This window comes from Kineobactrum salinum, from assembly GCF_010669285.1.
Lineage (GTDB): Bacteria > Pseudomonadota > Gammaproteobacteria > Pseudomonadales > Halieaceae > Kineobactrum > Kineobactrum salinum.
Window position 1 is genome coordinate 4,459,880 of record NZ_CP048711.1, and the last position, 14,323, is coordinate 4,474,202.

Below are 14,323 nucleotides of genomic sequence, written 5' to 3' on the forward strand. Positions count from 1 at the left end.
GGCGCTATAAGCATAGGCGGGAGAACCACATGCAAGACGTTATTAAACGGGTCGTCCATAGTCCGGTAGGGGAATAGTTCACCGCAACAGCCGACTGGCGGCGGCCGGTGTAGTGGCGCTGGCGATGATGCCACCGCCGGTGGCCATCGCCCAAACCCAGTCCGGCGCGATGCTGGAAGAGGTCATCGTCAGCGCCCGGCGCCGCAGCGAGAGCTTGCAGGAAACACCTGTAGCAGTGACAGCGCTGGGTGCAGAGGCCCTGGATGTGCGCAACATACAATCAGTGGCAGACATCAACCAGTTCGTGCCCAACCTGCAATTTGACAGCACTGCCTCGGAGTCGGGCGGAGGCGGCGCTCCGCAGATCTATATCCGCGGCATCGGGCAGACCGACTACACCATTACCGTGGAGCCTGGAGTGGGCCTCTACCTCGATGGGGTGTACATCGGTAAATCAGTGGGCTCCCTGCTGGACGCCGTGGATCTGGATCGTATCGAAGTGCTGCGCGGTCCGCAGGGGACCTTGTTCGGCAAAAACACCATCGGCGGCGCGATACTGCTGAGCTCGACGCGGCCCGGCCCCGAGAAGGAGTTCAGCATCGATGTCACCACCGGCCGCTACGACCGGCTGGACGTGAAAGCCTCGGCCAACCTCCCCGTGAATGACCGTTTCCGGTTGCGTGCTTCTGCTGCCTCATTGAGCCGCGACGGACATGTAAAGCGTGTTCTCACCGGGGGCGAGCAGGGCAACAAGGATGCACTCACCGGCCGCCTGTCCGGGGAACTGGATATCACCGACACGCTGCAGATGAGCTTCGCGCTGGACGGAACCCGCTCCCGTGAGCAGTCTCCCGGCCAGATAATGGTGAGCGTCGACGAAAACGCCTTCTTCGCCTCATTGCACAACAGCATCGCCTTTCCGGCCTGCGCGCCAACGCCAGGCAATGCCGCACGCTTCGACAATGCTGCCTGTGCCAACAGCCAGTATGTGCGAGACATCGATGACCTGGAGAATACCAATACCGGTCCCAACCAGTCCGACACCGATGTCTGGGGCGCGCATCTCACCTTCGACTGGGAACTGGGCGGCGCAGACCTGAAATCCATCACCGCTTACCGCGAAGCCTCCGCCGATGTACTGCAGGAGCTCACCGGCATTCCCGCCTACCTCAACACGATCGGCCAGGACATCGATCTGGAGCAGTTCAGTCAGGAATTCCAGTTCTCAGGCAGTGCCATGGACGATCGTCTTGATTTCCTGTTGGGCCTGTTTTACATGAGCGAAAAAGGCCACCAGGATTTCCCCGTAATGCTGGAGCCGGTGCAGTTCACCAGCGGCGGCGCCATCGACAACGACAGTTCCGCTGTCTTCGGCCAGCTTGGCTATCAACTTAGCGACACCCTGTCGTTGACTCTGGGCGCGCGCTACAGTCGCGAAAAGCGCCGCTTTTTGCCACAGCAGCAGATCGACAATGTGCCGGCCCTCTATGAACCGTTCTGGGCGGGATTCGCCGAGACCACCGGCGGCGGCTTCCTGGTGCAGGAAAACCTGCCCCTTTTCCCCGAGGTTGAGGTGTCGCGCTCCGACAACCAGTTCACTCCCTCAGTCACGCTGGATTACCAGTTCGCGGAGGGCTCCTTGCTTTACCTCAGCTATTCCAAGGGCTTCAAGGGCGGCGGCTTCACGATGCGGGGCTTCCCGCCGGTAATTCCCGGTGTCACCACGCCGGAGACAGATCCTGCGTTGCTCATTCCGAGCTTCGGGCCCGAGGAGGCCGAAGTCTACGAGGCCGGATTCAAGGCGGAATTTTTCCAGCGCCGTCTGCGCCTCAACGTCGCGATGTTCCACACCGATTACCAGGATGTGCAGCTGACGGCGAACGCCGGGCCCAGTGCCTTTGTGCCGGTACTGATCAACGCTGGTGACGCCCGCATTCGCGGCCTGGAAGTGGAAACCGAGATCGTGGTAGCGGACTGGTTCCACATCAATGCCGGGGCCGGTTACCTGAACAGCGAGTACGAAAGTCTCTCGCAAGCCGCCATCGATGCAGGCACCTCGATAGACAACGAACTCCCAAATTCGCCGGAATGGACGGCCACAGTAGGCTTCACCGCAGATATCTTCAACGACGACAAAGGCCACCTCTACCTGCGCGGCGATCTGTCCTTCAAGGACTCCCACTACAAGACAGTCGCGAACGAAGAGTTCCTGAACCAGGAAAGCTATTCCCTGTTGAACGCCGCACTGAGCTATACGCTGCCCGGTGATCGGTGGCGTATTACCGCTGGTGCGACCAACCTCACCGACGAGGTATATATTGTCAGCGGCGTAGCCAACGACGGCATCGGCTATGGCCAGGCCGTGGTCTCACGGCCGCGGGAATGGTTCCTTGGGCTGAAATACACCTACTGACTTTATCCAGGGAGAGTTTTATATGTCCGTCAAGTTCAGTGTGATGATTACTGGTATGTACCCCATGGATGCCTACGTGGGCTGGGCGCAAAAAATAGAGCACTACGGTTTCGACGAACTGCATATCGCCGATGACCTGATCTTCCGTCCCGCCTGGCCCATCCTGACGCTGATCGGTGCCAATACCAGCCGTATCCGGCTGGGCCCGGCCATCGTCACGCCCCAGGTGGCGCATCCGGCGTACCACGCAGCGAATCTCGTTGCGCTGGACGAGCTCACCGGTGGACGCGCTATCTGCGGTGTCGGGCGTGGCGGATTCAATCCCATGCTGGGTATTACCAATCCGAAGAAGCCGATCAAAATGTTGCGCGAGGCGCACGAGTTGATGCAGCGCATGATCTCCGGCAGCCGCGAACCCTACGAAGGTGAGTTTTTCAGCGCCACCTCCGATCTGTTTTTCCAGTTTGATGTGCTGCGCCGGGATATTCCTGTCTTCATCGGCACCTGGGGTCCGCAAATGGCGATGATGGCGGGCAAGGTGGCCAGTGGCTTCAAGGCCGACTGCACCTGGAGTCCTTCCTATCTTGCTCACCTGCGGGACCAGTTTTTCAAGGGTGCCGAGGCGGAAAACCGCGATCCCTCGAAGCTGGATGTGATCGTGGGGCCACTGTGCTCGCTGTCCCGCGACCGCGACGCGGCCATCGATCACATCAAGGGGATGCTGGCACTGCTGCAACCCATGCTGGCGCCCATGCCCGCCAATGAGGGCATTCCCGAAGATGAGATACAGGGCGCCTTCGAGGCTTTTCAGGCCGGCGATGTGGAAAAGGCCAAGAGCATGGTTTCCGATCGCGCGGTACGCGCCTTCTCCGTCAGCGGCACGGCGGCGGATGCCATTCCCCAGATCGAGGAAATGCTGGCAGCCGGCGCCACACATATCGCCTTCGGGCCGCCCCTTGGGCCGGATTTCGACGAGGCGCTGGATATCATCGCCAAGGATATCCTGCCCCACTTCAGCAAACTACGGGAACACTGAAAACTGTCAGGAGAACCACGATGAGCGAAATCAAGGAAAAACTGTTGGAAGATGTCTACGCCGCCTGGCGGCGTCATGACATCGACGGCCTGGTGAGCCATTTTACTGAGGACTGCGTGTACGAAGACCTCGCCATGGGCGCCACCAATAACGGCCGCGATGGGTTACGCCAATTCGCCGAAGAGGTGCTGAAAACCATGCCGGACTTCCGGGTGGAATACACCCGGCGTTTCGCCACGGAAGAGTTCGGCGCGGGACAGTGGGTGATCACCGCCACCTGGAACGGTGACTTCGAAGGGGTCGACTGCACCGGCAAACCGGTAAAGTTCACCGGTCTGTCTTACTATGAGTTCGAGGGTGACAAAATCAGCAAGGGCATGGACTGCTGGGATTTCACTGTCATGATGAAACAGTTCGGCGTCCTGCGGGACGATTTACGATTGCTGAAATAAAAAGGGTCAATCGCCATGGGCGTGTTGCGAAACTGTACACTTGCCGTAACGCTGGCTTGCTTTGCCGGCACTGTATCAGGCGGGGAAGCGCCACCAGTTACGAAGGTGACCGGCGAGCGCATCGTCCAGGCGGACCGCGAACCGGAGAACTGGTTGAGCCACGGTCGTACTTATGCGGAGGACCGCTTCAGTCCTCTGAAGCAGATCAATACCGGCAATGCAGGCCGGCTGCGCTTGGCCTGGTACCACGATCTCGATACCGCTCGCGGTCAGGAAGCGACGCCCATCGTCGTAGACGGGCGTCTCTATACCACCAGTGCCTGGAGCAAGGTACAGGCCTTCGACGCCGCGACCGGTGAGTTGCTTTGGCAATTTGATCCGGAGGTGCCCGGCGAGACTGCCGTCAAGGCCTGTTGCGACGTGGTCAACCGCGGTGCCGCGGTATGGCAGGATAAAATCTATGTCGGCACGCTCGATGGCCGGCTGATCGCGCTGGATTCCAGCAACGGAGAAAAGCTGTGGTCCACGCTGACCGTCGATCGTGACAAGCCCTACACGATCACCGGCGCGCCGCGGGTGGTGAAGGGGAAGGTGCTGATTGGCAACGGCGGCGGCGAGTTCGGCGTGCGCGGCTATGTATCGGCCTACGACGCCGACAGCGGTGAGCTGGCCTGGCGCTTCTACACAGTGCCCGGCGATCCCTCGAAACCGCTGGAAAACCCGATCCATCGCGAGGCCGCAAAGACCTGGTCCGGTGAGTGGTGGCGTCACGGGGGCGGCGGCACCGTATGGGACTCAATGTCCTACGATCCCGAACTCGACCTGCTGTATATCGGGGTGGGCAACGGCAGCCCCTGGAATCCCGACGTGCGCAGCCCTGGCGGCGGCGACAACCTGTTTCTCTCCTCCATTGTGGCGCTGCGCCCCGATACCGGCGAATATGTCTGGCACTACCAGACTACACCGGGCGATCGCTGGGACTATACCGCCACTCAGCAGATGATTCTCGCAACGCTGGAAATAGAGGGCGAACCCCGCAAGGTGCTGATGCAGGCACCGAAGAACGGTTTCTTCTATGTACTGGATCGTGCCACCGGTGAACTGCTCTCCGCCGAGCCCTTCGTGCCGGTCAACTGGGCTTCCGGTGTCGACCTGGACACTGGCCGTCCCGCTATCAATCCTGACGCCTACTACAACAAGAGCGGCAAGCCCTGGCTGGCCATGCCAGGCGCCCTGGGTGCCCATAACTGGCACTCCATGGCATTCCATCCTGGCACGGGTCTGGTCTACCTGCCGGCACAGGAAATGGGCTTCGCCTATATCAATGACCCGGCATTTCGCATGAGTGAGCTGGCAATCAATCTGGGCATCGACCTGGCCGCCGCCAGCCTGCCGCAGGATCCCGCGGTCAAGAAGGAGATCCTCGACAGCATGGGAGGACACCTGTTGGCCTGGGATCCGGTCAAGCAGAGCGAGGTGTGGCGCTTCCAGCATCCCGGCCCCTGGAATGGCGGCGTGCTGGCCACGGCGGGCGATCTTGTCTTCCAGGGCAATGCGGCGGGCATCTTTGCCGCCTACCACGCCACTACTGGCGAGCAGCTATGGTCCTTCCCCACGCAGACCGGCGTCGTCGCGGCGCCTGTGAGCTATACCGTCGAGGGCACCCAGTACATCACCGTCGTCGCCGGCTGGGGCGGCATTTTTCCGCTGCTGACTGGGGAAATCGCGCATATCTCGGGTGTTAGCGGCAACCGCAGCCGGGTATTGACCTTCGCCCTGGATGGCGAGGCGTCTCTCCCCGCGTTGGCCTCGGAAGCCTCAGAGCATCGTGAGCCGCCGGCACGACCCGAACAGTTCGCGTCCGCCGGCACTGTGGATGAAGGCAAGCGTATCTATCATCGCTACTGCATCGGCTGCCACGGCGATGCCGCGGTGTCCGGCGGCATACTGCCGGACCTGCGCTGGTCCGCCCTGCTGGGCAGCGACGACGCGTGGTGGACCGTGGTCGGGAAGGGCGCCTTGCGCGACCAGGGCATGGTGGGATTCGCCAGCGTGCTGAAGCCCGAGGATGCCGAGGCGGTGCGTGCCTACGTGATAAAGCGCGCTCACGAGACCGATTGAGAGTAGCCGGGTCTGTAGAATCAGTCCACCGTAGTGGTTATAATCCCCGAGCCTTCTCGCCAGACAGGGCGGAAGCACCAACAATCTCCATGGGGGTATAGCTCAGCTGGATAGAGCAACGGCCTTCTAAGCCGTAGGTCGAGGGTTCGAGTCCTTCTGCCCCTGCCACCTTCAGGTGGGTCCTTTCCGCGTGTGATAGCGCACAGACGTAGTCCCCCCAGAAAGACATTCTCCTTAGCAGATGGATTGCATTGCGCGCAAGAACACCGCCAGCCCAGCGGGCAGGCGCGCTTCTTGCGACTGGCGATCAATCCCGTTGACGTGGGAGTGGCAGAAGATGCCCACCCTCCAACCACATGAGGCGGCAAACAGCTGAGGGACATAGTTATGAACAAGGACATCATTGAAGGCAATTGGACGGAACTCAAGGGCAAGGCGAAGGTGCAGTGGGGCAAGCTGAGCGATGATCGCCTCGATGTGATTGCTGGCAAGCGTGATCAGCTTGCGGGCGAACTTCAGAAGGCTTACGGCATTTCAAGGGATGAAGCGGAAAAGCAGATCAGAGATTTCGAGAAAGCTCAACAATAGCTGAGCCGGCAGGTTCCCGGGAAGGCGCTGCTCGCAGGCGCTGTTCAGTTCGGCGACGCCTTGTTCTTTTTCGACAGCGTCGACAGCACTTCCTGTTGGCCGCGCGGATTGCCGGCCAACAGCACTATTCTAAAGGAGTCCCGGAATGTATCAATTAATCAGGAAAATGAGTGGTGGGCGCCTGCGTGCGGCCCTGGGTCTGGTCATGGCAATGGCTTTGACGAGTGCATGCGCAACGGCTCCAATGGCACCCACTGCCGCGCTGGCAGCTGCCAATAAAGCCATCGACAGTGCCGAACAGGCAGGTGCGCGACAGCACGCAGGCGCTGAGCTGGATGAAGCGCAGCAAAAAATGACGCTGGCGGAGCGGTCCGTACGCAACGAGCAAATGATAGAGGCTGAGCGCCTGGCCCAAGAGGCGATGATCATGGCGGAATTGGCGTCAGCGCGAACTGAGTCTGCGAAAGCAGTGGCAATCAACAGGGAAATGCGTCGCAGCGTTGATGCACTTACTGAAGAACTGCAACGGACAGGAGATCAGCGATGAACATCTGGACTACTCAAGTTGCATGGCGCGCAACCTTATTGGCGGGGCTGGCGTTGTGCTCCCTGTTCATCGTGTCATGCGCGACAGCGCCGGCAAGTCCCCAGGGCGCACAGGAGGTGCGGGAGCGGTTGACCGCATTACAGAACAATCCAGACCTCGCCGGCCGGGCGCGGGTGGAGTTCAGGGAGGCAGAGGCTGCCGTGCGCACCGCCGAGCAGCCGCTGTCTGGCAGCGCCGATGAGGCGTTGGGAGCGCACCGTGTGTACATGGCGGATCAAAAAGTGTCGATAGCTGAAGCCAGGGCGACCACTCGATTCGCCGAGGAGCAGCGTGAGCGGCTTGCCGAGGAACGCGATGAGGTTCGTTTGCAGGCGCGCACTCGCGAAGCTGACAAGGCCCGCGATGAGGCTGCTGCGGCTCGCCGTGAGGCCCTCGCTGCACAGAGTTCCAGGGAGGACACGGCGGCCGCCGCGGCGCGTCAGGCAGAAGAGTATCAACGCCAGATCGACGCCCTGCAGGCGGCGACTACCGAGCGTGGCCTGGTGGTGACCCTGGGAGATGTTCTGTTTGCGACGGGAAGCGCAGAGCTTCTGGGCGGCGCCCACAGTAATCTCGACAAGTTGGTGAGCTTCCTGAATGAATATCCCGAGCGCCGAGTCCTGATCGAAGGGCATACCGACAATGTCGGTAGCGCCGAGTATAATCAGGGATTGTCACAGCGGCGCGCCGATTCTGTCAGGTCTTACTTGGTTCAGCAGGGCATTCCCTCGCAGTCGATCTCCACATCGGGTATCGGCAAGAGTCGACCGGTAGCCGACAACGACACTGCTACCGGGCGCCAGCAGAACCGGCGCGTCGAGATTATTATCGAGAATCCGCCGAAACCCTAGACCTGGGCGAAAGACGGCCTGAGCTATCGTCGCGACCGGGGCGGTAGCTGTTGCTCGGTGCGCTGGCGTACAGAATTCCTTCAGTGCAACACCCATACTTGCACATGACAACCGTCAAACCATCTGGAGTTCATTATGAATATATCCACGCAGTCCAGCACCGGCAAATTTCTCGGTTTAACTTTTCTTGGTGCTGTGGTTTTGGCATTGCTCGTTGGCTGCGGCGGTACGGCGCAGAAATCCAGCACCGGGGAATACATTGATGACAGCGTTATCACTACCAAGGTCAAGGCAGCGATCCTGGGAGACGATCAACTCAAAGTCACTGAAGTCAATGTTGAAACCTTCAAGGGTGTGGTGCAGCTCAGTGGTTTCGTCAGTTCACCTGCGGACATTGACAGGGCTACCCGGGTGGCGCGCGATGTCGCCGGTGTAAAATCGGTCAAGAATGACATGCGTGTCAAATAAGGCTTGAGCGGGAGCAGAATGCGGGCGGGGTCGGTCTGAGGCTTTATGTCAGCCCGGCTGCCGGCCCCGGTTTGCCAAATCCGTGATCCACCCGTTAGACTGGCAGGTCTTGTGAGTGCCGCGCTGCCGCACGGCCTCAACATTCACGCACAGCGGGAGTTTTCCATGAGCGCAGTCAAATCCGGCGATACAGTCAGCATCCACTACACCGGCACCCTCATTGACGGCACGGTCTTTGACAGCAGCGAAGGGCGTGATCCACTGCAGTTTGAAGTCGGCTCCGGCCAGATTATTCCGGGTCTGGACAAGGCCCTGGAGGGCATGACGGTAGGCGATAAGAAAGAGGTGAAAGTGCCTGCCGAGGAGGCCTACGGCCAGCCCAATCCGGACGCCCGGCAAGAGGTGGCGCGGGACCAGATCCCCGAGCACATACCGCTGGAGGTAGGCACCCAGCTGCAGATGCAGACCCAGGAGGGCCAGCCCATTCCGGTCCTGGTCGCGGAAATCAGTGATGAGGTTGTTACCCTGGATGCAAATCATCCACTGGCGGGCAAGGACCTGAATTTTGATATCGAACTGGTAACCATTCACTGAGGTCCCCGGGCTCCGGCGCCCGGGTCAAGCGGTACAACCAGGTTTTCGGGGGCCGGATCGTCAGGCCCCGCGTCTGACACCTTCGAGGAAGGTATGCGTGCTGCTCTCCAACAGCGCATAGGCATCCGCCTGCGGCAGGAAATAGTCCACGTGACCGTGCATGGCGATACTGCTGAGACCGTGAGCCAGTGCCCACAGCTTGATCGACAGTTGCAGCACATCCTCATCGTCGCGGCCATTGGCCCGGCACCAGGCCCCGACTGCGTCGGCCAGCGCATAGAAGCAGGAGCCGCTCTGCTTCTCTTGTTCTGCCGGAACCTCGCGCCAACTCATGTCGCCCCACATCAGGCTGTAAAACTGCGGATGACTGGTGACAAAGCCGATGTAGGCCTTGCCCAGGGCAATGATGGCCTCGGCGCTGCCTTGCGGCTGCCCGGCGGTGGCCGCATTGCCGGCCTCGGTCAGGCCCAGAAAGCCCAGTTCGGCCACCGCGTCGAGCAGTGAGTTCTTGTCGCGGAAGTGCCGGTAGGGTGCGGCGCTGCTGACCCCGGCACGGCGCGCGGCGTCAATCATTGCAAAATCGGTACTGCCGCTCTCCTCGATCAGTTCCGCGGCGGCAACAATCAGCGCATTGCGCAGGTCGCCGTGATGGTAACTACCGGCCTTGCTGTCGTTAGGGCTGGCCATCGGTCTGCTGTCTCCGGATCAAATGGGCGGCGCCGGGCACCGCCTGTGGTATAGCGCCCACGGGGGGTTTCCCCCAGCGGCTTACCAGCACGAACAGGGGCGGCACCAGGAAAAACGACACCACGGTGGAGAGTAGCACGCCGCCGGCGATGGACATGGCAAATGGCGGCCAGAATTGGCCACCCTCAAGAATCAGTGGCAGGAAGCCGCCGAAGGTGGTGATGGTGGTGGATACGATGTGCCGGCTGGAGTCCATGACCACCTGCCGCACTGCATACAGGCCGCCCGCCAGCGCATCCCGGTCCAGTTGCAGCGCGGTCATGATGATAATTGCTGCGTTGATGGACACGCCGACGGAGCCGATGACGCCAATCATGGCCTGGATACCGAAGGGGTAGCGAAAGATCGCCAGCGACAGCAGGCTCAGCCCCATGGAGCAGACGCATACCAGCAGTGCCACCAGCGACAGCCGCCAGGAGTTGAAGGTGAGCACAATGGTGGTGACCAGCAGGGCGATGATCATGCCCAGCGGTGCCAGTATCTTGTCCACGACCTCGGCGCGTTCGTTGCTGTCGCCGCCAAAGGCGTAGCTGTAGCCCTGGGGCAGGGCCAGCGGGTTGGCGTCCAGGTCCCGGCGCAGCTGGATCAATGTCTCTTCCGGCAGCACCCCGCGGGTCAGGAAGGCCTGAACCGTATTGGTGCGCTGGCCGTCGCTGCGGGTGATGGGGCTGTGGGCGGGCACCAGCTCGAAGCTGCCCAGGCTGCTCAGCGCGACCCCCTGGATGCCGCGGTCGGTAGCGGCGGCGCCGGGCAGTGGCAGATGCAGGGCGGCGATGTCCCCGGCGCTGCCCCAGGCGGCCTCCTCCAGCCGGACCCTTACCGGCAACCGCTCCGTACCTTCCAGTACCTCACCGCCGGCAAGACCCTGCAGCGCCGCATCGAGTGCGGCGGCGAGGTCCCGCTGTTGCAGCCCGGCCAAGCGCAACAGGTGCTCATCGGCCGTGAACACCAATTTGGGGGCACCGGCCACCAGGCTGGTGTTGGTATGGGTGACATCGGGCAGCCGCTCCATGCGCCAGCGGAACTGTTCGCCCAGTTGACGCAGAACCTCCAGGTTGTCGCCGTACAGCTCGACTTCCAGCGGCGCCATCACGGGTGGACCCTGCTCGATGCCGCGGACGATGATACGGGCCTCGGGGAAGGCCGCATCCACCTCGCGCTGCAGGCGCCGGATCAGCGCATCGGTCTGCTTCGGATCGGTGGTCAGTACCAGGCCCTCGGCCCAGCTGGGAATGCCTTCCCGGGTGCGCAGCATGTTGTAGTAAAAGGCGGGGGCGTTTTCGCCGATGCTCCAGTCCACCCGGCGTATCAGCGGGTCGGCCCGCAACTGCCTGTCCAGGCGCCGTACCAGTTCGGTGGTGTCGTCTATTGAGCGCCCATCCGGCAATTTCACCTGCAGGTAGAGCTGGTCGCGATCGGTGCCGGGAAAGAATTGTGCTGTCAGTGTCGGATACGCGAGAAAACCGGTCAGCGGCAGCACCAGTGCCAGCGCGATGGACGCCACCGGATTGCGCAGCGACCAATCCAGGCCGTGGGTCAGCCAGCGGCCGGCGCGGCCGCTCTCCAGGCCCCGGTTCCACCAGTGCCTGCTGTGTTCGAGGCCGCGCGGCAACAGCCATGCGGCCAGCACCGGCGTGACGGTGAGTGCCAGCAGCAGCGATCCCACCAGCATGACGACCACGGCGCTGGCAATGGAGCCCACGAAATCGCCGGCCGGGCCGGGCATTATCAGCATCGGCATGAAGGCCAGCACGGTGGTGGCGGTGGAGGAGAGCAGCGGAATACGCAGACGATGTACCGCGCCGCCGATAGCGGCTACCGGGCTTGCGCCACGGGTCAGCCGCTTGCGAATCTCGTCGGTCATGACAATGGAGCCGTCCACCAGCAGGCCCAGCGCAACCACCAGCCCCGTGACGGACATCTGGTGGATGGCTTCCCCCAGCTGGTAGAGCACGCTGATGGAAAACAGGCTGCACAACGGCAACACCACGGCCACCACCAGTGCGGCCCGCCAGCCCATGGTGAGCAGCAGTACCGCCATCACCAACACCACGCCGATGGCGAGATTCAACAGCACACCCTGCAGGCGCTCGCGGGTATAGACGCTCTGGTCATAGCTGATCTCAAGCTGTACGCCCTGGGGTGCCAGTGCCCTGTAGCGGTCGACAAAGGCCGCGAATTCCCGGCTCCAGCGGTCGACCTGCAGGCCGTCGGTCATGGCGACCCCCACCAGGATGCCGTCGTCACCCTGGATCAGCGCCCGGGACGCGGGAGGCGTGCGCTGACTTTTGTAGACCCGTGCCACATCCGACAGCCGCACGGTGCTGCCGTCCGCCGCGGCCCGCAGCACTACGTCGCGAATCCGGGACATTGAATCGAAGGCGCCCGCGACCTCGATCAGCAGGTCGCTGCCCGCGCCGGTGCTGCGTCCGGCCGCCATTCGGGGGTCCGCGGCCCGCAGCGCAGCGGCCACATCGGCGACCCCGAGGCCGCGCGCACTCAGCGCCTGTTCATCCAGCGCCACCCGTATTTCTTCTTCGGGCTCCCCATACATGTCCACTTGTTTGGTGCCGGCGAAGTTGCGTGCCTGGTCGGCGAAGTCACGGGCAATGCGGTGCAGCAGGGACAGTGGTACCGGCACCTCGGGGCGGGGCTCAATGCCACGATGGCGGTGTAGGCGGTGAGCCGGTCGTCGTCGAACACCGGCGCGCTGGCGCCAGCGGGGAAGCGGCTGGCGGCGTCGCTCAGCGCATCGCGGATCTCGGACCAGACGCGCGCGATTTCGGTGTCGGACAGGGTCTGCACCAGGTTCACCTGAACGGTAGACACTTCGTTGGCCGAGGTGGAGGTCAGTTCCTTTATTTCCGCGATCTTGCGCAGTTCATCCTCCAGCGGCCGGGTGATCAGGGCCTCCACCCGGGCTGGATCCGCGCCGGGATAAAATGTCGTGACGGAGGCAAAGAAGTTGGTGATGGTGGGGTCTTCCTGGCGCGCGATGGAGCGCAGACTCGACAGGCCGACCGCGACAACCACCAGTACCAGCAGCGTGAAATAGCGGCTGTTGCCATATAAAATCCGGGCCAGCATGTCAGCGTTCCAGCGGCCGCACCGGCGTGCCGGCGGCAATGCGGTGGATGCCATCGGCGATCACGGTCTGGCCGGACTGCAAACTGCCGCGCACGAAGGCTCTGTCGCCATCTATTTCCAGTACTTCCACCATCTCGCGCACTGCCACGGTGGATGCCTCCCGCGCCTGCAGGCGCAGCACAGACCAGGCGCCGCGCTCACCTTCCAGCAGAGCGCTGACGGGCAGCCAGCCGCCTTCCGAGGCTATCTCCTCCTTCAGCAGCAGGCTCACGGGCTCCCCGTCCAGGCTCTGGTTTGCGTCTGGCAGCACGAACACGGCGAGTGCGGTGCGCGTAAGGGGTTCCACGTCCGGGTGCACAGCGCGCAGGCGGGCGGCCACCGGCCCGGTGCGCAACAGCAGGCGGTATTCCCGGCCCGTCTGCAGGGCGTGCAGATGCTGTGTTGGAATCCCTATGCGCGCCTCCAGCTGTTCGGTTCGCAGCAGCCGCACCACCGGGGTACCGGCAGCTACGATCGCACCGGTATCGAGGTAGCGCTGTGCGACTACCCCGTTCCAGGGCGCGTGCAGCACGGATTTGTGCAAATCAATGTCGATACTTTGCAGCTGCGCCGCAAGAGACGCCAGGCGCCCCTCCAGCGCTTGCGCGGCAAGCCGGGTTGCGTCGTAATCCTGGACCGAGACCGCGCCGCTGGCGCGCAGTTTGCGCTGTCTTTCGGCACGCAGTCGGGCCAGTTCCAGCTCGGCTTCCACGCTGGTCAGGTCGGCCGCGGCCACCCGCCTGCGCGCCTTCAGCTGGCTGGTGTCCAGGCGGGCGATAACTGCGCCCTCAGTGAGCCGGTCGCCTTCCTCTACAGCCAGTTCGCGGACCATGCCAGGCAACTCGAAACCGGCTTCGGACTGGTCCCGGGCGCGGACTACGCCGGTAAAACGCAGACTGCGCACAAAACCCGGTTCAAGTACAAAGTCGATGCCGCGCACTGGCAAGGGCTCGGGGGTCGGTGGTTGGTCGGCAAACCCGGCCCGCAGGTGCAGGATGGCGCTGAGCACGGCGACAAGGACACAGGCCAGTGCGATCAGCAGCCAGGTCGGGTGTCGGGAGGCCGTGTCGGAGGACAGGGGATGAAGCATCGGGACGCCAATGTAAGAAAGAGTAACATCATAAGTTACAGCAATTAACATTGCTGTCAAGCTGATCGTGTGAAGTGCTTGCAGGAGATGGCCGTTTCCGCCACAATGCGCGGCCTCGCAGTACGCTGCGGGCACTGTGGTGATCCGGGTGGTCCCCTCGCAACGACAGGTAGTGAACCCCGCCAGGCCCGGAAGGGAGCAACGGTAATTACCCCGTCGTGTGCCGGGGTGTGGCTGCCCGGGTCGCCTCC

The 14,323-nt window shown here is 62.4% G+C and carries 13 protein-coding genes, 1 tRNA gene and 1 other RNA gene; 11 read left to right on the forward strand and 4 right to left on the reverse strand.

Annotated features, from left to right (window positions below):
- The first annotated feature begins 124 nt into the window (after nucleotides 1–124).
- The 10 genes from G3T16_RS19895 to G3T16_RS19940 all read left to right on the forward strand — a co-directional run bounded on the left by G3T16_RS19895 (nucleotide 125) and on the right by G3T16_RS19940 (nucleotide 9,109).
- On the forward strand, nucleotides 125–2,413 hold the full coding sequence (locus G3T16_RS19895) for a TonB-dependent receptor (RefSeq protein WP_163496747.1): 2,289 nt from the start codon (nucleotides 125–127) through the stop codon (nucleotides 2,411–2,413).
- Between the two features lie 22 nt (nucleotides 2,414–2,435).
- Nucleotides 2,436–3,449, forward strand: a complete 1,014-nt coding sequence (locus G3T16_RS19900; protein ID WP_163496748.1) for an LLM class flavin-dependent oxidoreductase — start codon at nucleotides 2,436–2,438, stop codon at nucleotides 3,447–3,449.
- Between the two features lie 20 nt (nucleotides 3,450–3,469).
- On the forward strand, nucleotides 3,470–3,901 hold the full coding sequence (locus G3T16_RS19905) for an ester cyclase (protein ID WP_163496749.1): 432 nt from the start codon (nucleotides 3,470–3,472) through the stop codon (nucleotides 3,899–3,901).
- Nucleotides 3,902–4,006: 105 nt separating this feature from the next.
- A complete protein-coding gene (locus G3T16_RS19910; protein WP_232059181.1) occupies nucleotides 4,007–6,022 on the forward strand; it encodes a PQQ-dependent dehydrogenase, methanol/ethanol family in 2,016 nt (671 codons plus the stop codon).
- A 91-nt stretch (nucleotides 6,023–6,113) separates the two neighbouring features.
- Nucleotides 6,114–6,190 (forward strand) — tRNA-Arg (locus tag G3T16_RS19915).
- Between the two features lie 219 nt (nucleotides 6,191–6,409).
- A complete protein-coding gene (locus G3T16_RS19920) occupies nucleotides 6,410–6,610 on the forward strand; it encodes a CsbD family protein (protein ID WP_163496751.1) in 201 nt (66 codons plus the stop codon).
- A gap of 145 nt (nucleotides 6,611–6,755) precedes the next feature.
- A complete protein-coding gene (locus G3T16_RS19925) occupies nucleotides 6,756–7,157 on the forward strand; it encodes a DUF4398 domain-containing protein (protein WP_163496752.1) in 402 nt (133 codons plus the stop codon).
- Nucleotides 7,154–8,047 (forward strand): OmpA family protein, encoded by an 894-nt coding sequence (locus G3T16_RS19930; RefSeq protein ID WP_163496753.1) that lies wholly within the window; start codon nucleotides 7,154–7,156, stop codon nucleotides 8,045–8,047. The genes G3T16_RS19925 and G3T16_RS19930 overlap by 4 nt, the downstream gene beginning before the upstream one ends.
- Before the next feature lie 135 nt (nucleotides 8,048–8,182).
- A complete protein-coding gene (locus tag G3T16_RS19935) occupies nucleotides 8,183–8,515 on the forward strand; it encodes a BON domain-containing protein (protein WP_163496754.1) in 333 nt (110 codons plus the stop codon).
- A 165-nt stretch (nucleotides 8,516–8,680) separates the two neighbouring features.
- Nucleotides 8,681–9,109, forward strand: coding sequence for an FKBP-type peptidyl-prolyl cis-trans isomerase (locus tag G3T16_RS19940; protein ID WP_163496755.1), 429 nt, complete (start codon nucleotides 8,681–8,683; stop codon nucleotides 9,107–9,109).
- A gap of 60 nt (nucleotides 9,110–9,169) precedes the next feature.
- Here the strand turns inward: G3T16_RS19940 and G3T16_RS19945 are convergent, their stop codons facing one another.
- The 4 genes from G3T16_RS19945 to G3T16_RS19955 are packed head-to-tail and all read right to left on the reverse strand — an operon-like array spanning nucleotide 9,170 to nucleotide 14,072.
- Nucleotides 9,170–9,796 (reverse strand): TetR/AcrR family transcriptional regulator, encoded by a 627-nt coding sequence (locus G3T16_RS19945; protein ID WP_163496756.1) that lies wholly within the window; start codon nucleotides 9,794–9,796, stop codon nucleotides 9,170–9,172.
- Nucleotides 9,783–12,410, reverse strand: a complete 2,628-nt coding sequence (locus G3T16_RS19950; RefSeq protein WP_269473320.1) for an efflux RND transporter permease subunit — start codon at nucleotides 12,408–12,410, stop codon at nucleotides 9,783–9,785. Before G3T16_RS19950 ends, G3T16_RS19945 begins: the two co-directional genes overlap by 14 nt.
- Nucleotides 12,356–12,943 carry an efflux RND transporter permease subunit gene (locus tag G3T16_RS22650; protein ID WP_269473248.1) on the reverse strand — a complete coding sequence of 196 codons (588 nt, stop codon included), beginning with the start codon at nucleotides 12,941–12,943 and terminating at the stop codon, nucleotides 12,356–12,358. Before G3T16_RS22650 ends, G3T16_RS19950 begins: the two co-directional genes overlap by 55 nt.
- 1 nt (nucleotide 12,944) lies before the next feature.
- Nucleotides 12,945–14,072, reverse strand: coding sequence for an efflux RND transporter periplasmic adaptor subunit (locus tag G3T16_RS19955; protein ID WP_163496757.1), 1,128 nt, complete (start codon nucleotides 14,070–14,072; stop codon nucleotides 12,945–12,947).
- Between the two features lie 146 nt (nucleotides 14,073–14,218).
- Between G3T16_RS19955 and ffs the strand changes: the two genes are divergently transcribed.
- An RNA gene (gene ffs / locus G3T16_RS19960) (signal recognition particle sRNA small type) lies at nucleotides 14,219–14,315 on the forward strand.
- Nucleotides 14,316–14,323: the final 8 nt, after the last annotated feature.